General features: G+C 61.0%; 17 protein-coding genes and 2 pseudogenes. 5 read left to right on the top strand and 14 right to left on the bottom strand.

Features of this window, described 5'->3' with window-relative positions; genetic code table 11:
• The 11 genes from ABIC51_RS36415 to mdlC all read right to left on the bottom strand — a co-directional run bounded on the left by ABIC51_RS36415 (position 1) and on the right by mdlC (position 13,650).
• Positions 1-1,185 (bottom strand): substrate-binding domain-containing protein, encoded by a 1,185-nt coding sequence (locus ABIC51_RS36415; protein WP_275905684.1) that lies wholly within the window; start codon positions 1,183-1,185, stop codon positions 1-3.
• 36 nt (positions 1,186-1,221) lie between these two features.
• The gene (gene iaaH, locus ABIC51_RS36410; protein ID WP_275934568.1) at positions 1,222-2,643 is read right to left on the bottom strand and encodes an indoleacetamide hydrolase; all 1,422 of its coding nucleotides are present in this window, start codon (positions 2,641-2,643) and stop codon (positions 1,222-1,224) included.
• 116 nt (positions 2,644-2,759) lie between these two features.
• Positions 2,760-3,992, bottom strand: a complete 1,233-nt coding sequence (locus tag ABIC51_RS36405) for an MFS transporter (protein WP_275905683.1) — start codon at positions 3,990-3,992, stop codon at positions 2,760-2,762.
• 148 nt (positions 3,993-4,140) lie between these two features.
• On the bottom strand, positions 4,141-5,193 hold the full coding sequence (locus ABIC51_RS36400) for a carbon-nitrogen hydrolase family protein (protein ID WP_275905682.1): 1,053 nt from the start codon (positions 5,191-5,193) through the stop codon (positions 4,141-4,143).
• Positions 5,194-5,344: 151 nt separating this feature from the next.
• A complete protein-coding gene (locus tag ABIC51_RS36395; RefSeq protein ID WP_089437827.1) occupies positions 5,345-6,304 on the bottom strand; it encodes a helix-turn-helix domain-containing protein in 960 nt (319 codons plus the stop codon).
• An 83-nt stretch (positions 6,305-6,387) separates the two neighbouring features.
• Positions 6,388-7,533 (bottom strand): alpha-hydroxy-acid oxidizing protein, encoded by a 1,146-nt coding sequence (locus tag ABIC51_RS36390; protein ID WP_084044420.1) that lies wholly within the window; start codon positions 7,531-7,533, stop codon positions 6,388-6,390.
• A 125-nt stretch (positions 7,534-7,658) separates the two neighbouring features.
• Entirely contained in the window at positions 7,659-8,831 is a 1,173-nt protein-coding gene (locus ABIC51_RS36385; protein WP_105798100.1) for a 4-hydroxybenzoate 3-monooxygenase, read from the bottom strand.
• Between the two features lie 114 nt (positions 8,832-8,945).
• Complete coding sequence (locus tag ABIC51_RS36380; RefSeq protein WP_275934569.1) at positions 8,946-10,292, bottom strand: MFS transporter; 1,347 nt, start codon at positions 10,290-10,292, stop codon at positions 8,946-8,948.
• Positions 10,289-10,513 (bottom strand): hypothetical protein, encoded by a 225-nt coding sequence (locus ABIC51_RS36375; RefSeq protein WP_275905681.1) that lies wholly within the window; start codon positions 10,511-10,513, stop codon positions 10,289-10,291. The genes ABIC51_RS36380 and ABIC51_RS36375 overlap by 4 nt, the downstream gene beginning before the upstream one ends.
• Positions 10,514-10,553: 40 nt before the next feature.
• Complete coding sequence (locus ABIC51_RS36370) at positions 10,554-12,005, bottom strand: aldehyde dehydrogenase (protein WP_275905680.1); 1,452 nt, start codon at positions 12,003-12,005, stop codon at positions 10,554-10,556.
• A 55-nt stretch (positions 12,006-12,060) separates the two neighbouring features.
• Positions 12,061-13,650, bottom strand: coding sequence for a benzoylformate decarboxylase (mdlC, locus tag ABIC51_RS36365; RefSeq protein ID WP_275905679.1), 1,590 nt, complete (start codon positions 13,648-13,650; stop codon positions 12,061-12,063).
• Positions 13,651-13,961: 311 nt separating this feature from the next.
• Here mdlC and ABIC51_RS36360 point away from each other — a divergent pair, with 311 nt between their 5' ends.
• Complete coding sequence (locus tag ABIC51_RS36360) at positions 13,962-14,888, top strand: LysR family transcriptional regulator (protein WP_124550000.1); 927 nt, start codon at positions 13,962-13,964, stop codon at positions 14,886-14,888.
• Positions 14,889-15,043: 155 nt separating this feature from the next.
• Here the strand turns inward: ABIC51_RS36360 and ABIC51_RS36355 are convergent.
• Positions 15,044-15,359, bottom strand: a pseudogene (locus ABIC51_RS36355) (integrase core domain-containing protein); the annotation flags it as partial.
• Here ABIC51_RS36355 and ABIC51_RS36350 point away from each other — a divergent pair.
• Together ABIC51_RS36350 and ABIC51_RS36345 are read left to right on the top strand one after the other, a co-directional pair.
• Positions 15,330-15,947, top strand: coding sequence for a tyrosine-type recombinase/integrase (locus tag ABIC51_RS36350; protein WP_244140614.1), 618 nt, complete (start codon positions 15,330-15,332; stop codon positions 15,945-15,947). The pseudogene ABIC51_RS36355 and the gene ABIC51_RS36350 sit on opposite strands and share 30 nt — an antisense overlap.
• Positions 15,948-16,058: 111 nt before the next feature.
• Positions 16,059-16,256 (top strand): annotated as a pseudogene (locus ABIC51_RS36345) (transposase domain-containing protein); the annotation flags it as partial.
• Between the two features lie 110 nt (positions 16,257-16,366).
• On the opposite strand, the gene ABIC51_RS36340 reads toward ABIC51_RS36345, so the two are convergent.
• Positions 16,367-18,319 carry a YadA family autotransporter adhesin gene (locus ABIC51_RS36340; protein WP_275905678.1) on the bottom strand — a complete coding sequence of 651 codons (1,953 nt, stop codon included), beginning with the start codon at positions 18,317-18,319 and terminating at the stop codon, positions 16,367-16,369.
• A 497-nt stretch (positions 18,320-18,816) separates the two neighbouring features.
• Between ABIC51_RS36340 and ABIC51_RS36335 the strand changes: the two genes are divergently transcribed.
• Positions 18,817-19,017 carry a site-specific integrase gene (locus ABIC51_RS36335; RefSeq protein WP_275905677.1) on the top strand — a complete coding sequence of 67 codons (201 nt, stop codon included), beginning with the start codon at positions 18,817-18,819 and terminating at the stop codon, positions 19,015-19,017.
• 360 nt (positions 19,018-19,377) lie between these two features.
• Here ABIC51_RS36335 and ABIC51_RS36330 read toward each other — a convergent pair whose 3' ends face one another.
• Complete coding sequence (locus ABIC51_RS36330; RefSeq protein ID WP_204496288.1) at positions 19,378-20,004, bottom strand: TetR/AcrR family transcriptional regulator; 627 nt, start codon at positions 20,002-20,004, stop codon at positions 19,378-19,380.
• A gap of 232 nt (positions 20,005-20,236) precedes the next feature.
• Between ABIC51_RS36330 and ABIC51_RS36325 the strand changes: the two genes are divergently transcribed.
• Positions 20,237-21,133, top strand: a complete 897-nt coding sequence (locus ABIC51_RS36325; RefSeq protein WP_109343189.1) for an alpha/beta fold hydrolase — start codon at positions 20,237-20,239, stop codon at positions 21,131-21,133.
• The last annotated feature ends 167 nt before the right edge of the window (positions 21,134-21,300 follow it).

Below are 21,300 nucleotides of genomic sequence, written 5' to 3'. Positions count from 1 at the left end.
TTAACCCGCACCCGCTCCGCTCGCACAGGTCTCGGCCGAGCCGAGTTGCGAGAACGTCTTGACGATGTCGTAGCGGGCGCCCGATGCCTTCGCGAGGAAGATGTCGGCCGTCACGTTGCGGGACTTCATCGTCACCACGCCGCGCGGGCCTTTGTAACTGGCCCCATCGGACGCCTTCGTCAGCTCGCCGATCGACACGGCATTCGCCTTCCTGGCCATCGCGTCATACATCAGGATGCCTTCGTATGTCGACTCGCCAATGCTGCTCAATACCGCCGAAGCGCCGAACTGCTTGTGATAGCGCTCCAGAAACTGCGCGGACGTGGCGGTCGGCGTCGAGAAAAAGCCGGAAGCCGAGTAGAGGTTCCTGGCGTTGGACGCACCGATGCCGATCAACGTGTTTTCCTCGATCATCGTGCCGAAACGGATCATATTGTCGCTGAGACCGAAGCTCGCAAAACTTCTGTTGAACGTGACGGCCGAGCCGCCCACCAGCGTGATGAACACCGCATCTGCCTTGCTGTCCCGGATCTTGCCGAGTACCGCGTCGAAGTTGTCGACGTCGAACGGCACGTACTCTTCGCCGACCACGGTCGCGCCGGCACCCTGAATCGCCTTCTTCGCCACTTCGTTCGACTTGCGCGGCCAGATGTAGTCGTTGCCGATCAGGAACCAGCGCTTGATCTGGTGTTGGGCGGTCAGCCACGGAATGACCGGCGTCAGTTGCTGCGCGGGCGTCTCGCCGACGAAGAACGTCCCCTTCGCGCAATCGCCCCCCTCGTACATCGGCGTATAGAAGTAAGGCACCAGGCCTCGGAACAGACTTTCCAGCGCCGTGCGCACGGCACTGTCGTGCGATCCGACGAAGACCTCCGCCTTGTCGCGCTTCCAGAGGCGGAGCGCCGTCTGCGCCGACTCGGAAGGTGCTGCGCCGGCGTCGCCCACCAGCAACTCGAGCGGGCGCCCCAACACGCCCCCGCGCGCGTTGATCTCCGCGATTGCCATCGCTGCGCTGTTTTTGCAGGCTTGGCCGAAGAATGCGGCCGGCCCGCTCATTGGCGCCATCAGCGCCAACTTCAGCGGCTGATTTGCCGCGCGTGCCGATGCCGGCACGAGCCCGCCAACGCCCACCGCGGCACTTGCAGCACCGAGCGCAATACTCTTCAGGACATTTCGACGATTCATTTGCTTGCCTTTCTCGTTAAGCCGTTGCCGGATGGTTCAAACGTGTGCGTCGAGACGCGGGAACGTCGCGGCACACAGGACACGCTCCATTTCCTTGCCGATCTGCAGAATTCGCTGATCCGAATGCGGAGCACCGTCCAGCGCCAATCCAACCGGGAGCCCATCCTGGGTCAGACCTGCCGGCACGGTGATGCCGGGTACCCCTGCGTTGCTGCCCGGTTCGGTATTTCGTGTATATGCGGCAAAGACATCGAGCGCTTCGGACCCGACCACCACCGTTTCAGCGCCGATGCTGCAGGCCGGAATCAGGACTGTGGGAAACAGCAGTGCGTCTGCGTCCACTTCGCGAAGACACGCCACGTACGACGTGCGCGACTGCTCTCGCGCGAGAAGCGCTTCGGCGTATTCGGTCGCGGAAATCGCACCGCCCCCCAGGATGTGGCCGACGATTCGGGCCACATCCGGGCTCTCGATGCGGGCGACGATCTCCGGGAACGTCACGGCTACGCCGCCTGCTTCCAGATAGCGCGCCACGGCACCGGCAAATTCGAAGAAAGGGATGGTGGCGTTCTTCTTCGCACGGAAAAACGGATAACGTCGCAGGTCCACGTCGACCAGTTCGAAGTCGGCTTCCTCGAGCTGCTGCAGCGCACGTTCGAGTACCGGCCGGGCATCGGGCGACAGCCCCTCCCACATCGTCGAGTACGGGACTGCCAGGCGAAAGTCACGTTCGCCGTCGATCACGGGAAGCGCTGAACCACTTCCCGACAGGATCTCGTCCAGCAGTATCACGTCGGAGACGGTGCGGGCAATCGGGCCGACCGTGTCACGCGTGGGCGATATTGGTACGACGCCCCCGGACGGATAGCGTCCATGCGTAGGACGAAAGCCGACCAGTCCGCACAGCGCCGCCGGTATCCGTACCGATCCGCCCGTGTCGGTGCCGAGCGCCGCCGGCACCGCACCGCTCGCCACCAGCACGGCAGACCCACCGCTGCTTCCGCCGGGAATTCTGGACGGGTCATACGGATTCCGGGCCGGGCCAAAACATCCGTTGTCGTTGGTGCAGCCGAAAGCGAGTTCGTGCATGTTGGCTTTGCCGGCTGCCAGCGCACCGGCCTCGATCACGCGTGCCACGACCGGCGCGTTCGCTCGCGGTACGGCGTGGCGGAGCGCTGCCGTTCCAGCGGCTGTCGGCATGCCCGCACAGTCGATGTTGTCCTTGATGGCCAACGGAATGCCGGCAAGTGGCATCCGGCCAGTTCGGGCTGCGAACGCTTCATCGTGCGCCCGCGCTGCTTGTAACAGCGCCTCGGCGTTGAAATACACGAACCCGTTCAGCGACTCGGTTTTGGCCTGTTGATCGACCAGCGCCTGAACGTATTCCAGGCAGGAAATCTCGCGTCGATCGATCGCGCCTTTTGCGTCGACGACTGAAAGCTGCGGCAGGGTTGGCATCTACGTCTCTTGTGCATGTCGGTCTTCGTAGATTGCGCGCCGACATTTTTGTCGCGCATCGTCAGAAATGACGACGACGCAGCCAACCCTGCCAGCGTCGCCTCATCGCCGGACGTTCAGGCCGCGTCGATGTTCGAGACGGCATGCTTCGACGTCGCGGCGGGCACCGTTTCGTCGAGAAACATCCCGACGAACGCGCTCACCAACGACACACACCCGACGATCAGCATCGGATAACCCAGGCCGAACGTGTCGGCGAGCCCGCCTGCCACCACCGGCATCAGGACCCCGCCAATGAGTTCACTGACAGCGGTTGGAACGCCCACGGCGGAGCCGGTCAGCGTCGACGGTACGGATTCGCAAGGAATCACGGCAAGAAAGAGCGGCGCGATCCCGAAGCCACAAATCCCGGCAGCAAAGAGGTTGGCGAACATCACGATCGGGGAAGCGTGACAAAGCACGAACGCCAACATCAGGAGGCCATAGCAGGTCGCGGAGACGACGAGCACGATACGGCGCCCGAGCCGATCCGATATCGCCGGAACGGCGATCATCCCAATGAACCCGCCGAAACCCCATCCGGAGATGATCAGGCCGACCGTACCGAGGCTGAGGCCCACCACTTTGGTCAGATAGAGCGCGACGAACGTCGAGAACACGAACAGGCCCGTCTGGAACAGCGATCCGATGACCGTGGTCAACCAGATGTTCTTGTATCTCAGCACGGTCAACGGGCCGCCCGATGCGGATCGGACCTGCTTGTCGCGACCGGCCTCCGTCTTGCGCATGGTCTTGCCGATCAGGAACGTCAGCAAAAGCCCCGGGATGCCGAGCACGAAAAACACCCACTCCCAGTGCATGTGCATCACGAGCTGGGTAGCGATGATCGGCCCGAGGCCGATACCCAGAAGCGGGAAAAACGACTGATGAATGCCCAGATTCAGGCCGCGCCGGCTCGGCGTCGATATTTCGTCAATGGTCGCAACGCTGGCGCTGAACACGCCACCCTCGCCCACGCCAAGGAGGCCTCGCACGAGCAGCATGCTGTGGAACGACTTGGCGACGCCGGTAAAGGAGGTCATCACCGAAAAGAAGATTGACGACCCAAGAAGAATCTTGCGACGCCCATGGCGGTCGGACAGACTCCCGAGCACCCAAGTCGAAATGGCCCAGGTCAACGCGAGAACCGACGCGATTGCGCCTGCCTGCGTGTTGTTCAATTTGAGCTCCGGCAGAAGAACCGGAAACAGATACACGATGACCAGACGATCGAGTCCAACGATGCCGAACAACACCGCAAGAAAGATGACCATCTTCCATTCGTATTCTCTATTTTTTTTGTAGTTCATATCGATATCCTAAATATATCGTCGTGATTGAATGGCTGTTGTTTCAAGGAAAACCATTCCGCTTCAATCGGTATCGAGCCAATACGGCAGCGACACGAAAACCTCCGTCCGGCTCGCCACGGAATCGCATGGCGAGCCCGACAGGCTGCTACCGATCTCCGCCAGTTCTCGCCAGCTCTGGCGAGCAACCGTTGTCCGATGATGTTGGATCATCGGCGACCGTCTCCGCGGCGGGGCCATCGAGGATCTCGGTGACCGGGGGGCGCGCTCGCCGGTCGATCAGCAACCGCAGAACGTCAGGCCGCGAGTAATGCCCCACCGGATCGAAAACGCACTTCGAAAGCGATTGCATGCCGAGATCGATATCGGCGTAGAGCAGGCCTTCCGCGATTTCGTCGATCTTGTCGAACAGTTCCGCCCCGTCGGGCCCGTATCCGACGCTATGGCCACCGCCTGCCCGCAACAGCTGACGTTTGTCCTCGGTGTCGCAAAGGCTCTCGACCATTTCCTGGGTCACGACTGTCGAAGGCGCGAGGACGAAGCAACCTCCTTCGACGGCATACGTCCGCGAAACCGCGTTGTTCACCTGGTGGCTCAATGCGCTGGCAAATTCATAGAGCGAGAAGCTTGGCCAGGCCGCAACGTGGACCTGTTCGCCTTGCGCATACATGGCGGCCTTGGTCAAAGGCTGCACGTGTTCGGCACAACAAAGCCCGCCGAGCTTTCCCAACGGACTGTCGATTACGGTCAGGCCGCTGCCCTCCCCGTCACCGAAGACCGTCCGCTCGAGGTGGGTAGGCTTGAGTTTCTGTCGTTGCAGGAGGGTTTCTCCGTCGGGGCCGATGATCCATTGGGAGATATACAACGAATGGCCCTTGCGCTCCGAGAGTCCCATCACCACCGTGATGCGGTTTTTTCTCGCCGCGTCCCTCAGTGCATCGGCTTCCGGACTGTCGTAGCTCAGCGAGTTGTCGAAATATCGCTGAACATAGCCTTTGCTCATATACCAGGCCGGTGTACCCAGCCAGATGTAGAACGGGTAGCCCGGCAGCCACACTTCGGGGAATGCGATCAGGGCGGCGCCGGCCTGCGCCGCCTCTTCAATCAGGCGTATGGACTTTTCGATTCCGGCTTGAAGATCAAGGAACGCCGGGGCGGCTTGCACGACAGCCGCCTTATATTGGGGATGGTTGAGAGCCAAGATACTCCTCCACGACTCGCGGGACGGGACGCCCGCAACGTTGTAGAGGAAGTGTCCGGGGCCAATATGGCGGACGCTTGATTCTGACAGAACAGGATTTTTACTTATGCTGCCAGCCGGTGGGATCGCCGCGCAGCCCGCTCAGGGCGATTCAAATAGCGCTGCGGTGCTTCGCACGGTAGTCGCGCGCGGACATGCCGAAGTGACGTCGAAACGTGCGACTGAAATGCGATGCATTATTGAAACCCCATGCCATCGCAATATCGGTAATCGAGCGGTTTGCGTACGCACGTTGCCGAAGCCACTCGCCGCACCCGTTGAGTCGGGCCGTACAGATGGTCTCGCCGATCGACTCCCCGACCTCGGCGAACAGCCGGTAGAGGTAACGGCTGGACACCCCCAGTTCATCGGCGATCCGTTCGGGTCCCAGTTCCGGTTCGTGAATCCGGTCCTTGATCAACGCACGTGCCCGAAGCAGATGCATCTCTTTCACGTTGGATCTGGGCAGCGGAACCGTGTTGAAATAATCCGCCAACGCCAGCGCGACCAGGTTGGCGGACACATCGCCAAGCCTCTCGCAAGCGGTCATCGCGCCTTTGTCTGACGAAAGCACTCGGTGCAGCGACGCGATATGGTCCGCGGCGATACGGCGTATCCCGGTGGCCGCAGGAATACGCACCGCGGTGTGCTGCCGGCCGCACGGCACCAGTTTCTCCAGCGCCTGGCGGGGAAAGCGGATCGTGTAGTGTTGTCCGGAAAAATGCCAGACGAAATGGCGCGATGAGTCGAACAGCACCATGTCTGTAGGGTCGACGAACGCGGTGCGGGCATCCTGCTCGAGTGCACCTCGCCCCTCGATCTGGATCGACACGAGCAGGTAGTCGTCCGCCGTGCGCCGCACGTCGTCCCAGTCATGAGCCGCGACGTGATCGACCGCCGAGATCCGCGACACACACACTCCGCCGGTGTTCACGCTGGAAATCTCGCCGCGAAATCCCTGATCGGATTTGGTGCTGAAAACCATGGGGACGCAACTGGCCCGAACCTGATCCGCCCATGCCAAAAGCCGGTCGTCGCGATGGTAATGATCCGTGGTCGTCACTTGATTCATGGCACAAGGTTCCGGCGGCAAATACGCGGGAGTGTTACCCCGAACAATTGCGCATCCAGAATCCGCCGTCAATGCGCAGTTACCTATGATGGCCGCTTCGAAATATAGCTGCGATCGAGCTCGCCCACCGAGCGACAACCGATGAGCGCAAGCGTCCGGTCAGTTTCCCGTTTGATCATGTCGATGACATCGCTCACGCCGGTTTCCCCTCTGGCAGCCAGCCCGTACAAGGTGGCGCGCCCCAGCATCACGGCGTGGGCCCCCAGCGCGACCGCCTTGACGACGTCGGTCCCCGTCCGGATGCCGCTGTCAAGAATGACCGTCGTGCCCGAGGTGCGCTCGACGATATCCGGCAACACGTCGGCCGTCGCGGGCAGGTCGGCGAGTTGCCTGCCGCCGTGGTTCGAAACGATGACGCCGTCCGCGCCGAGCGCGACGCACCGCGCGGCATCGTCGGCCGTCACGATGCCCTTGACGAGGAGTTTGCCCGGCCATTCGTCCCGCAAACGGCGCAGGTCGTCCCAACTGAAGCTTGCATCCATCTGCCGGCGAAGAATCGCCGCCTGGGAGGCGGTGTCCGATGCATCGTCCGTGGCGAAATTCTTCAACTCCGGCATGCCGTTCATCAGATAGGACCAAAGCCAGCGCGGGTGCGACAGTCCGTCGACTGCCGCACGTGCACTTGCCTTGAACGGCATGGCAAAGCCATTGCGAAGATCGCGTCGGCGAAAGCCGTTCACCGCGACATCGGCAGTGAGGATCAAGGTCGAATAGCGAGCCGAACGGGCACGATTGACCAGACTCTTCGCGAGGTTGCGATGAACGACGTACAGCTGAAACCAAAGGTCTCCGTCGGCCCCTTTTGCCACCTCTTCGATGGACATGTTGGAAGCCGTCGATAGCGCAAACGGAATACCGGCCTTGCCCGCTGCGCGCGCAAGTGCGAGGTCGCCCTTCGGCCAGAACGCGCTATTGAGGCCCGTCGGCGCGATCACCAGCGGTAATGGAATCCGCCGCCCTAAAAGCGGCACCGACTGCTCTCGCGTGCTGACATCCGACAGCCGGCGCGGCAACAACTGCAACCTGTCGAACGCCGAACGGTTATGCGTCAATCCCGATTCATCGTCCGCCGCGCCTTCCAGATAGTCGAACACCATGCGCGGCAGCCGCCGTCTGGCTTCGTCACGATAGTCGCTGACGGAGAAAATTCCGGGAAATCCTGTTGTCATGATTGGAGTACTGTCAGAGTAAATCGTGATGCAAAAAGCACGAGACGCGCTGCACGCCGGTTTCGCGCGTCTCGGTCGACCGTCCGAGCCGGAAGACGACCGAGCAACGGCACAAATGTCGAAAGCTAAACGACAACGCTGCCGACATAGTTTTCCGCCATGGACCTCGCCGCAGTCTCGGACGTAGTCACATGTTCGAGTTCGGCAACCTGCAACTGCTGTTCAAACGGCGAGGCATCGTCGAGGCGATGCATCATGCGGGTCATCCAGTAGGAGAAATGCTCCGCGCGCCAGATCCGCTTCAGCGCGGACTGACTGTACGCAGCGAGTTGCGCTTCATCGCCAGTCCGGTAATAGGCGTCCAGTCCACCGCTCAGGGTCCGTACGTCGGAGACCGCCAGGTTGAGACCTTTTGCTCCGGTGGGCGGAACGATATGAGCGGCATCGCCGGCAAGAAACAGCCGGCCATGCTGCATCGTCGTCGAGACAAAGCTTCTCATGCCGACGATATTCTTCTGAAAAATCTTCCCGTCGACAACGCGCTGACCATCGGCGGAGTCGACGCGTGCATGCATTTCGGCCCAGATCCGATCGTCGGACCACATATCGACGGAATCTTTCGGGTCGCACTGGAAATACATACGCTGAACCGTCGGCGAACGGGTGCTGACCAATGCAAAGCCACGATCATGACGTGCATAGATCAGTTCGTCGGCGGACGGTGCACCTTCAACCAGAATGCCGAACCAGCCGAAGGGATAGACGCGCTCGAAATCGCGCCGAACGCTCTCGGGAATCGCCGAACGGGACACCCCTTGCGAACCGTCGCATCCGATCACGAAATCACAGTTCAGCGTATGCGATTGCCCTTGATGCATGAACCGTATCGACGGGGCTGACGTGTCGATGTTGTGAATCGAGACATCCGCGACACCAAACAGGATAGAGCCGCCCGCAGCAACGCGAGCCGCCACCAGATCCTTGATGACTTCGTGCTGCGCATAGACGGTGATGGCCCGCCCGGTCAACGCCTTGAGGTCGATGCGCCGCCGCTTTCCGTCGAACGCGAGTTCAAAGCCGTGATGCAACGCACCTTCCGCCTTCATTCGTTCACCGACACCGGACGCTTCAAGCAGGTCCATCGTCCCCTGCTCGAGTACACCCGCCCTGATCGTCGATTCGATCTGCTCGCGTCCGCGGGTTTCGAGCACGACGGACTCGATACCTTTCAGATGCAAAAGATGAGAAAGAAGGAGGCCGGCAGGACCGGCGCCAATAATGCCTACTTGAGTGCGCATGCTATCTCCAACTGAAGGTACTGTCAGACGCTTTCCGTCATTCGGTTGAACATGAGCGACGTCGTTACGTGCTCTGCGCGGAGCTCGTAACATACGTCGCTCTCGACACTAATCTCAGACGCCCTTGATGGGCGGAATATGGCGACGCACGATCATCAGGCAGATAAAGACCATCGCCATCGCTCCACCCAGCATGCCCAGGTACGCAGACGCGCCACCCTGCGTGATCACGAAGGCCCCCGCGAACGCGCTGAGAATCGCGCCGAGCCGCCCAAACGCGAGCGCGGATGCGGTCCCGGTCGCGCGAATCTCAGTGGGATAGACATACGCGCAAAGGGCATACATCGTCGACTGAACCGCGTTGACGAACAGACCGTGCAAACCGATGCCGAACACGAGCAGCGTCGTGTGGGCGGAAACGTCGAGACCGCGCAGGAAAAGCGCGCTCGCGGATGCCATCAGGCAGCACACGAGCAAAGGCCATCGCGACCCGAATCGACCGATCGCCACCGCGCAACCCATTGCGCCGAGTACGCCGCCGAGGTTGTAGGCGGTAAGACCCGAACCCGCCACCGAAGGACTGAGCCCCTCGCCTGCAAGCATCGTCGGCAGCCAGCTGAATGCGCTGTAGACCGCAACCAGGTTCATGAAGAAAGCGACCCAGATCGCAAGCGTGTCTCGGCCCTGATGGTCGGCGAACAGCGCACGAAAGCCTGGACGCTGCCCTGCCTTCTGCTCCTTCTGATCGGCGAACACGGCGTCCGGCCGAATCGAGCGGGACATGCGGGTCAGCAGGTGACGCAGTTCGTTCCAACGTTCGTGACGGCGGGCCAGATAACGTGGCGATTCCGGCATGACGAAATACAGCAGGAACGCCAGCGCGACGGGAAGCGTGCCGCCAATCAGAAAGAGGCCGCGCCAGCCATAATGAGGCAGCACGACGCTCGCGAACAACCCGGCAAGCATGCCCCCCAACGGTACGCAAACGATGGTTGCGGTCACGGCGAGCGTTCGTCGGCGAGCAGGCGTAAATTCCGCCGTCATGGTCGTCGCGCTCGGCAGTGCGCCGCCGATACCCAGTCCTGCGAAGAAACGCAGGATCGCAATGGTCATGACGTCCGGAGATAGCGCGATCGAACTCGTCGCCAGGCCGAATACCAGCACGCTCCCGATGATTGCCCAGCGCCGACCGAACCGGTCCGCGAAAAGCCCGGCGAACGCGCTGCCGATACCCATGCCGACGAGACCGGCGGCAACGGCGGGCGCAAATGCATTGCGCGTGATGCCCCATTCCTTGATCAGGCTGGGAATGGCAAATCCGATGAGTTGCCCATCGAATCCATCCATCACGATCGCGAGCGCGGCGAGCAGGACGATCATTCGCTGGAACGCCGAGAACGGTCCATCATCAAGTGTGCGGCCGATGTCTACGGTCGGCAGACGCGGATTGCGATCGTTCATTTCGCTCCCCCGGCCGGATCGGCGAATTCAAAATTGCAGTCCTGATTAATCCACCTTCCAATGTGATGATCAAACTCGAACCGCGTGCGATCGAGCGACGACTCGGCATTGACGACAGGCATTGCAGTCTCCTTGAGCCGATCGCTCGTCGTTCCAGGAGCGAAGGCTTTCCAACGATATAGGGTTGTTATTTTGTTCGCGCCCACCGTCAGGAAGCTCATCGCTTCCACGGCGAAACACGCGCGCTGGCCGCGGCAACGATCAGAACGGATAGTGACGAGGCGTCGTTTGCACGGTGATCCAGCGCAAATCGGTAAATTCCGCGACTCCCGCCTTGCCGCCGAAATGCCCGAAACCACTGGACTTCATCCCGCCAAACGGCATTTGCGCCTCGTCGTGAACCGTCGGCCCATTAACGTGGCACAGCCCGGACTCGATACGCTTCGCTACCGTCAACGCACGAGCAACGTCACGGCTGAAGACCGCCGCGGACAAACCATATTCGTTGTCGTTTGCGCAGGCGATGGCCGCTTCGTCGCCATTGACGCGAACGATCGCCTTGACGGGCCCGAACGACTCCTCCCGGTAGATATGCATGTCCGCCGTCACGTGATCGAGCAACGTGGCCGGCATCAGCGTGGTCTCGGCTTTCCCGCCGCATACCAGCGTCGCGCCTTTCGCCAGCGCGTCGTCGATCAGGTCGTTGCATCGCCTGACGGTCGCCATGTCCACGACGGAGCCGAGCACGGCCGGCCCCTTTCTCGGATCGCCGAGCGGCAGGCTCCGTGCCTTTTCCGCCAGTCGCGCGACGAATTCATCGGCGATCCTGCTGTCGACGACGATGCGTTCGGTCGACATGCAGATCTGGCCGGAATTGGCGAACGCGCCGAATGCCGCGCCTTGAACCGCAGCATCGATATCGGCATCGTGAAGCACCAGAAACGGCGCCTTTCCGCCGAGTTCGAGTACCGAAGGCTTCAGATATTTCGCGCACTGGGTCGCGACGATGCGGCCGACGCGCGTCGAACCCGTGAAGTTCACCCGTCTGACCGCCGGTTCGGCAATGATCGCCTCGACGATGTCGCCCGCATTCGCCGGCGCGTTCGTGACGAAGTTCACGACGCCGCGCGGCAGTCCGGCGTCCTGTAACGCCTCGATGATCTGGCCGTGGGTCGCGGGGCAGGTTTCGGAACCTTTGAGCACGACGGTATTGCCGCACGCCAGCGGCAACGCGATCGCACGCACGCCGAGGATGACGGGCGCGTTCCACGGTGCGATCCCGAGCACGACGCCGGCGGCCTGCCTCACGCCCAGCGCGAGACTGCCCGGCACGTCCGACGGAATCACTTCGCCCGCAATCTGCGTGACCATCGCAGCCGCTTCGCGCAATCCGTCGGCCGCAAGCTTGACGTTGAAATCCGCCCACAGGCGGGACGCGCCCGTTTCGGTTGCCATTGCCCGCGCGAACGCGTCGCCCTTTGCTTCGAGCGCATCCGCCGCTCGACTCAGCAAAGCGCGTCGCTCGCCGGGGCCCATCGCCGACCACGCGGGAAACGCGGCGGCCGCCGCGTGCACCGCTGCTTGCGCATCGGCGACGGTCGCGGCCGGCGCCGTCGAGGCAACGGTGTCGTCGAGCGGGTTGCGGCGCTCGAATGTCGCGCCATCGCGAGCCATCGTACGCTCGCCGTTGATCAGCATCGATACCTGGTTCATTACCGTCTCCTGGAATATTCTTGAAAAACCGGCCCGTCGAATCACCGACTCATGATCAGGCCACGACAATTTCGACGACGCGTGTTTTTCCCGAAGACAACGCGTCTTCCAGCGCGGGCTTCAGCGACAGCGCGTCGCTCACTCGAACGCCTTCGCAACCCATGCTGTTGGCGAGAGAAACGAAATCCAGCCCCGGGAGATCGGTGCCCTGTACCGGATCCGACGCGGCAAAGCCGAACACGGGCGCGAATTCCTGCAAGGCGGCGTAGCGCGAGTTATTCAGGATCACGAATGTGATCGGCAGATCGAGCTGGACCGCGCTATAGATCGCCTGCGGCGAATACATCGTCGAGCCGTCGCCGATGAGGCCGATCACGCGGCTGCCGGGTTTGGCCAGGGCCACGCCCACCGCGGCGGGCATGCCGTAGCCGAGACCGCCGCTTGCCATCGTGTAGAACGTCTGACTGCGCGTGAACGGCAGATAACGTTGCATGACGGGGCGTGAACTGGGCGCCTCCTCGACCACGATATCCGCTGCGTTGCGGACCTCGGACAGCGTCTGTAACGCATAGGCAACCGACATCACTGCTGCGGGCTCGGCTCGCTCGATGACCTCGCGCGGCGCCGGCAGAGGCCGGCCTTGCGGTGCCGGACGGGCGAGCAGGTCCGCGAGCCCCAGGCGAATGTTCGCCACCACCGACGTGCCGACCGGTGTCCACGCAGCGGTAGCCGGATCGTCGATGAGCTGGTACAACGCCGCGCCGTCGGGCACATGCGGCCCACTGCCTTCGACGTGATACGCGAAAGCCGGCGCCCCGACGGCGAAGACCAGGTCATGTCCGTCCAGAATCCGAACGATTTTTTCGCGCATCGCGGGCAGGAATCCGGCGAAAAGACGATGATCTTCAGGGAAGCTGCAGCGTGACGACATCGGCGCAACATAAACCCGTGCGTTATGACGCTCGGCCAGCTGGATTGCCTCGCTCCAGGCATCGGCACGATCGAGTTCCGCGCCGACGACGATGGCCGGCCGTTTGCAATTGTCCAGCGCATCGCCGATCTCCGCGATCCGTACTGGATCGGGACGGAACCGGGTACTGACCCGCGTCACCTCGACAAAGTCGGCCTGCTGGTCCCAATCGTCGACCGGAATGGAAACGAACACCGGGCCGCGCGGCTCCTGCATCGCCACGTGGTAAGCACGGGCGAGCGCCAGCGGAACATCCGCGGCACGCGCCGGTTCAATGCTCCACTTCACATAGGGCCGTGGCAGCTCAGTTGCTTGCGAGGCCGACAAAAACGGATCGAACGGCAGGATCGAACGGGCCTGCTGGCCGGCCGTGATGATCAGCGGCGTCCGGTTCTTGAAGGCCGTGAAGATGTTGCCCATCGCGTTGCCGACACCGGCCGCCGAATGCAGATTAACAAGGGCGGCATTGCCGGTCGCTTGAGCATACCCGTCCGCCATACCGACCACGACCGCCTCCTGCAACCCGAGCACGTACCGGAAGTCCTCCGGGAAATCGCGGAACATCGGTAGCTCGGTCGAGCCGGGATTGGCAAACACCGACGTCAATTCGAGGCGCCGCATCAAGTCCACGACGGCATCGCGAACGGTCGGCTGCCCACTTGTGTTTCGTTGCATCTCGAATCCTCTGCGGTTCGCCACTTAGGCTGGCGGTGACTGGATGAGCCGCAGTATGGGATTCAATACCTTGTTTGAAAATTGCAAAATATGCTAAAAGTCATTACATTTGGGCATGCTCGATCAGCTTGCCGGATGCCCCCATTTCGCTCCGAAGCCTTGCTGGCCAAGGTTTTCCGGCGTCATCACGGGCTCGGTGGCAGCCGCATTGAGCGGGCACGGCGATTCCGTTCAGGGAAGACACCTAGCCAGCGCTGGCGAGCCGGGATCGCCTTCGCTCCCTTCACCCCTTTCAATCCTGGTTCGTCACGATGAGTTTCAATCTGCAGCAGTTGATGATGTTCACCACGATCGTCTCCGCGGGTAGCCTGGGACGAGCCGCGACCACGCTGAACATGACCCAGCCGGCGCTGAGCAGATCGATCAAGCGGCTCGAGGAATCCGTCGGGGCGCCGCTTTTCGAGCGCCACACCAAAGGGATGCAGCTGACCGCTCTCGGCGAAGCATTGATGCCGCATGCGATGTCGCTGCAAAGGGAGGCGGAACAGGCCCGCGAGGAATTGGACGCGATGCGCGGCCTGGCGAAAGGCGTGATCAAGGTTGGCGCGGTGGGCAGCATAGCGAGCCTCGTCTTGCCGATGGCCATCGCGTGTGTGCTCGAGAAATGGCCCAATCTGCGCGTCGAGGTGATCGAAGGCGTGTGGGACCGTCTCGTCGAAGGCTTGCTCGCTTATGAAATCGACCTGGCGCTTTGCACATCAGGAATCGAAACCGAGGATGTCGCCGCACTCTCCGATTGTTCATGGAGCGACAGGAGTTTCGTGGTCGCGGCACCCGATCACCCGTTGCGCGCGAAGCGCGGTCTTCGACTCGATGACACATTGACGCAACGGTGGGCACTCACGCCCAAGGGAACCGGACCTTATGCCCACATGCAGGAAACCTTCATGGCCCGCGGTCTGCCGATGCCGGCCATTGCGGTCGAGACCCGTTCGGTCACCGTGCTCAAAAGCCTGGTAGCGCGATGTGGCTTTGTCTCATGGATGGCCGAACCCATGTACGACACTGAAAGCAAAGCGGGCGTCATCGACGCCCTGGATATCGAAGGCCTGGATGCGCAACGCACTTTGACGGCGTTCCGGCGCCGGCGGGGCACGCTGCCCACGCCCGCCGTCAAACTGCTGGACGAGCTGCGTCACCTGACAGGATCTTTGCGCAAGGAAGGACAAAGCCAGTGACCTGAGGCGGAATTTTGTAGCCAATCAGGCAGTGAGTCTCGCGTCGATATTATCGGAATCCAGCCAGGCTCGACGGACCGTGGCGGGAGGTTGATAGCGATGTGCGCTATGGGGCCGGCGCTCGTGGAGTTGACCCTGTAATACCGGACACAGCATCACACTAAGGTTGCTGAATCCATCGAGCGCCGGAACTCGCGAGGCGAGCGGTATTTCAACGCGCTATGGGGATGCTTCTCGTTGTAATGCTCGAACGCGATGACCAGGTTGCGTGCAGCAGTCGCTGCGTCCGGCTTCGGCATGAAGGCGACGTAGTCGCGTTTCATCGTCTTCACGAAGCTCTCGGCCATCCCGTTACTTTGCGGGCTGCATACCGGCGTGGTCAATGGCTTCAGGCCGATGGCCACTGCGAACCGACGCGTTCATTGCCTCACGGTCACAGCAATCCAGCGCGAACGTTACGCGCAGCGGCTCGCACCCGATGCCTCCACGTGGTATGGCCGTCGCGATCGGGTGTTGCTGAAGCTCCTCTATAACACCGGTGCCCGTGTTTCTGAACTGATCAGCATCCGCGTTCGAGATCTCACGCTCGACGTGACGCCGTCGGTGCGGCTCCACGGCAAGGGGCGCAAGCAGCGCACTGTGCCTCTATGGAAGGAAACCGTTGCGGAGATTCGTCAGTGGCTCGAATTCACTGGGCTGCAGCCCGATCAGCCCTTGCTGCCCAATCACTGGAAACAGCCAATGACCCGTTCAAACGTTGCCGAACGGATTGCGCGGGCTGTGCGCACGGCAGAGCATCACTGTCCATCCCTGCATGGGCGGGCCATCTCTCCGCATACGTTACGTCACACAACCGCCATGCACCTGCTTCAGGCTGGCGTTGATCTCTCGGTCATCGCCCTATGGCTCGGGCACGAGAGTCCAGTGACGACGCACGGCTATGTGGAGGCCGATCTCACCATGAAGGAACATGCACTGGCCGCGATCTCGCCGCCCGACATTCGGCGTACACGCTACCGTCCAGCAGACGCGCTACTGAAGTTCCTTCAGGCCCTGTGATTATGTGCAGCCGACAACACTGGGCCGCTCCACAAGGGGCGGTCCCGTGTCGGGGACCCTACATAATTGCAGGCTTGCCATAACGGCGCTTATGCCCATTTTGGGCATAACCGTAACAATTGGCTGTTCGCGGGCTCGTTGCGAGCCGGCCGCCGCGCCGCCGCCGTCATGAGCCTGGTTCAGTCGGCCAAGATGAACGGCCACGATCCCTACGTCTATCTCAAGGACGTCCTTGCACGGCTGCCGGTGCATCCGGCAGCTCGGCTCGACGAACTCTTACCCCAGAACTGGAAGCCAGAACCGGCTTAACCACTGGATGGGTTCGCCGGACGCTTACACTAAACGGCAGAGGGCGATCCGGCAAACTCCAGACCAGACTTCAGCAGGCAAAACAAGGCTCGATTTGCAGCAGCATAGTTTTACCAGACATAGCCGGCGCTACCTCCAACAGCCACCGTACCACGGGTGTTCGTTGAGCCACCGCCTTTCAGAATCCAGTTGCCACCGGGCAGATACGTCGACACGCCGACAGCGAAGCCCGTCTGCCCAACGTAATTACCGACAGCTACGCCGACGACCGATTTGCCGGGCGCAGGCGCTTGCGGAAGCATCGACAGCGCGACAGCCGATGCCGAACCGGCGTTCGCATCCTTGCGATACTTTTGCATGTCGTCACGCACACTGTTCACTGCGCTATTCAATTGGCGCACATTCACAGCGTCCGTCGGAGCCGTGCCATTTGCAACGTTGGTAATCTGACGCTCGGCACCCGGCGCACCAACCGAAACTGTGTTGTCCCTGTCCGCAACTGAATTTGCACCCAGGGCAACCGAGTTGTTCGCGGTGGCCTTGCTGTTCGTGCCGATTGCCGTCGAATCCATGCCCGTGACTTTGGAGTTCGTGCCGATGGCGGTTGCTCGCGCGGCCGTGACATTCGAGTTCGTGCCAATTGCCGTACCATCTTGACCCGAAACGTTCGATCCGTTTCCGACCGCAGTACCGTTTGGCGCGGACGCTACCGAATTCTTACCCACCGCTGTGTCGGTCGTATCCGCAACCGTGCCATTCGCGCCCGACGTCGATATCTCGTTGACAGTGGTCGTCACCGCCGCCAGATTGTTCGACAGCGTCGCAACCTGCGAAGCAATAGAAAAAAGCTGTGAGCCGTTCACCGCATCGGTGCTGGTAGCGCTGATCTGCCCGGCGGCTACATTTTGCAACTGGTGCTCCTGACCAACCGCGCCGATACTTACGACACCGGTCGGCGTCGCGCCAGCAAAGCCACCGAACGTTACGCCGTTCAACGTGACGCTATTCACGTTCGTTGCCGCACGTGTGACCGCGCCGGAACCCAGGGCCGTCGACTCTGCCGTCGAAGCCGCAGCCGCGTTACCGATCGCAATTGAATTTGTGCCCGTTGCTTGTGTAAGCGTGCCCATCGCAATCGCGTTGGTCGATGCGGCATTCGCATTAAAGCCGATCGCGACCGCCGTGACGGATGACGAGGTGGCAGACTGACCGATCGCAATGGCCGATCCTCCGCTCGCCACGCTGGAATTGCCGAGCGCCAGCGAACTGCCGCCGCTTGCTGTCGCTGCGGGACCAATCGCCGTGGCGCTGTTGACGCTGGCGTTCGCCCCGGGGCCTACGGCCACGGCATTGACATCGCTTGCCTTGGCATTCTCACCGATAGCGATTGCATTCTGCGAGGTTGCCTGTGCGCGGGAAATCGCAACGCTGCCGATACCTGACGCAACAGAATCTACACCAACTGCCGTAGCGTCAGATGCGTTCGCACTCGCCTGGAAACCCAGCGCCGTTCCGCCAGCGGCTGAACTATTGGTACCGACCGCCGTCGAGAATTCAGAAGTCGTGTGTGCAAGGGCACCGATTGCGGTCGCATCACCGGTCGTCGTGGTCGCCCCACCGCCGAACGCTACTGCTCTCGTGCCATTTGCGACCGAATTGGCACCCACCGCCGTGGCATTCGTACCATTCGCCGTGACTGTATCGCCCACTGCCGTTGCGGCGCCGCCTTGCGCCGATACATTGATGCCGACCGCCGTATTCTGGCTTGAACCGTCCGCACCGGCGACTGCGGGGAACACTCCGCCCGTGCTCGCGACCGGCGCCGTAGCACCCCCGACGGTTGCCGTCTGACCAGCGTTTTCCCCCCCAACCGCGAGGTTATCCGCATGCGCATAACCCGCCGAGAGCACGAGCGCCGCGAGGACTGCCAGCGCAGCCTTTGACTTCGTCGGAGCGCTGGCCTGTCGACGTTCCATTTGCGCCGTGGCTCCTTGCTTGTCTGCTGCCGTTCCGAGCGCGCCAAACCCTCGATTCGAGACCACCCTGGATTGATTTTTGTTCATTGCGTTTTCCCTTCCAACTTCTTTAGTGGACGAAAGATTTTCCTTTTGTGCTCTCTGCTATGGCGCCTCTGCAACCTCCCGTTCGTGCGCCTCCGACACGCTGCTTCCGCTGCTTTTATCGCCGCAGTTGCAGCCATTCCTTACGGGCCAGGCCCATGTATTCCGCGGGTTGCCGTGTAAGGGTCAGCGGATTATGGGTAGCGATATTCGGCCGAGCGTTTGCCGGGGGAGCAGTTTGTTTTGCTGGAGAGGAAATTCTTTCTTTATCCATCATGAAGCGGGTCGTCTAACGCCATCGCTCGTGCGTTCTCATGCGAAGCGAATCAGCGTCGTTCGCAACGAATACCCGTGTTCTTGTTCGCCAACTATCGCGGCGAAAGGCTGACGCGCAACGGCGTCGACTCGATCCGGCAAAAAGCTGTCTCGCGCACGGCCGAAACCTGTCCAACCCTGAACAGTAAACGCGTCTCGCCCACGTTGTCCGGCACACGACGGCCATGCATCTATTGCAGTCGGGCGTCGAGATGACCGTGATCGCACTTTGGCTCGGACATGAGCACCTCGACACGACGCACATCTACATGGAAGCTGACCTCGCACTGAAGGAGAAAGCACTGAATCGGCTTCAGCCGGCGGGGAAAACAGTCCCTCGGTTTCGTGCGACCGACAAGGTGATGGCGTTCCTCGTTAGCCTCTGATTATGTGCATCCCGACGGCCGACGGTGCCCGCCAATTAAAGCGTACCGGCCGTCGCTACGCATAATCCAGCGCTGAGCATAATCGTGAATATGCGAAGCTTCGCATATTCACGAATCCCGGCCGCCCCTCCCTCTGGCTTGAGCGAATTGCTCAGCATTGCGCCGCTGCTCGAGCGCAGTTTTATACCATCAGCCACACACGGGCATTGCGAATCAACGCAGCGACCATTCAGTGCCCATGACTTCTCCCGCCTGCGGAGCAGTTGACACGGACGTTTTTTCGGTCACCGGTCGCGGGTTGATTCCTGGCGGCCTGTCGATATGTGGGATGCCCGTCCGCGATCGAGCCGATACGGCTTATCAACGCTTCACGCGACGAGAATTCTTACTGGCATGGAGTTGTACGAGACCCTCCATGATCAATTCGAGGCCGAAAGTGAATTCCTCCTCCAGCGGAATTGGCAATGCTGCTGACGCGGCGACGGTACCGGGAAATCGGGAACTGTCCAAGTCGCGAAAAGTGAGCGATAGCTGGTCATGGCCGTCGCTGTGTTCTGTGAACAGGCCTGGATGTGACTGAATTGCAAAACCCAGTACATAGCGCGCAAGCGTTGCATACGTACGAGCAGCCAGCGCAATCGGAAAACCGTCTCGAATCAGGGTGGCCAGAGCGAGTTCGCGAATCACATTGGCATTTGGCCCAATGGGCGGGAATTGTGCCAGCAGGGGCGCAATATTTCCATGTCGTCTTAGCGCATGGAACATCGCGTGAGCAAGACGCGTGCATGCGTCTTGCCAGCGAAGTTTGGCGAACTCTTCCGGATGGATATCAACTTCACCAAACACGCGATCGATGACCTGAGACACGAGCTCGCCTCGATCGGCAAAGTGTCGATAAAGAGTTGCAGTTCCCGACTTCAGGCGATCAGCCAGAATTCGCATCGTGAGGGCTTCGGAGCCCTCCTCGTCGACGATCTGGAGTGCCATTTCGACGATCCGGTCAAGCGGCAACGACGGCCTGCCCGGCGATCGTTGAACCGTGGATGGAGCCGCGTCTTTGGAAGAGGGTAGGGTTTTCATGGGGTTGGCGAGCGGGTGAAATCGGTCAGAATAGCGAAAATTATCGGATACATTGTATCCGATATGTGCCGCAATAGCTACGCAACCGCGCGTCACGACGAGAAAGCTCCGTGATGCTATCTTCGAAGAGGATCCAGAGATGAAATACTTCGTGGCGTCTGGTGAGGACCGGCAACTCGATGCTTTTACACGCAAGGCTCTTCGTGGAAGTTTTATCGAGTTGGGCGACGGAACCACACATTACGAATTGGCTGCGCCTAAGACAAAGGATATAGTCGTCATGGTAGGCGGGTTGACGATTCCCCTGTTCTATTGGGATGGCCTCGCTTCTCATCTGCAGGCGTGCGGGTTTGGAACGCTGGCCTACAGTTGCTACGGCCGGGGTTACTCCGACCGGGTGCGGAACAGGTATGACGAATCGCTTTTCGCGCAGCAGCTATCGCAGCTTACACAGAGGCTCGGCATTGAACGTTTCCATTTGGTTGGAACTTCGATGGGTGCCCTCATCGCAATGGCCTATGCTGCACAACATGCTGGCACGCTTGTTACGCTGACTCTGGCCGGTCCGGCAGGTCTTGGCGCCAAGCCGGCGTTGCCGCCTTGGCTGACCCGTCGCGATTGGCTGATGACTTTCGTGGCTAAACGATTTGGTCAACGCTTATTGAAGCGTCACTTGGGTCACAACGTTCAAGATCCACAGGTCGCGAACAAAGCGGCACGAATGATCTTGGACGCATACCGTTACAGAGGAGCGATGTATGCGCTATTCTCGACTTTGCAGAATTTTCCGCTCTCTGGCCGTACCGAATTGTTCAGACGCACGCGGTCGCTGAATGTTCCAACTTTGCTTGTATGGGGTGAGAACGATCTCGTAACCCCGATCAGTCAGCTCGAGATCGCGCGTGATCTGCTACAGCCGCAACAATGCGATGTGGTTAAGGACTGTGGGCATATGGCACCGTTCGAGCGGCCGCGAGAGGTTGCCAGTCTGATTGCCGGTTTTACCGCCGCACACACGATCGGGCTCAATTCGTGACGATTGCTCGACGAATCACGGTATTGGCCTCACCACCCTCCTCATCGCGGCCTTTGGGGGACCGCCGCCTGCCAAGGCGCAACGAGAGCAAAGTCGTTCCGGCGAGTCCCGAAGTTTGCCGAATTTCCCAGATGCCGAGCTTCAATTTCTGATCCGATGCTTGCCAC

The organism is Burkholderia sp. 572, from assembly GCF_040545135.1.
GTDB lineage: Bacteria > Pseudomonadota > Gammaproteobacteria > Burkholderiales > Burkholderiaceae > Burkholderia > Burkholderia cepacia.
This window is presented reverse-complemented; position numbering and strand designations above follow the sequence as displayed.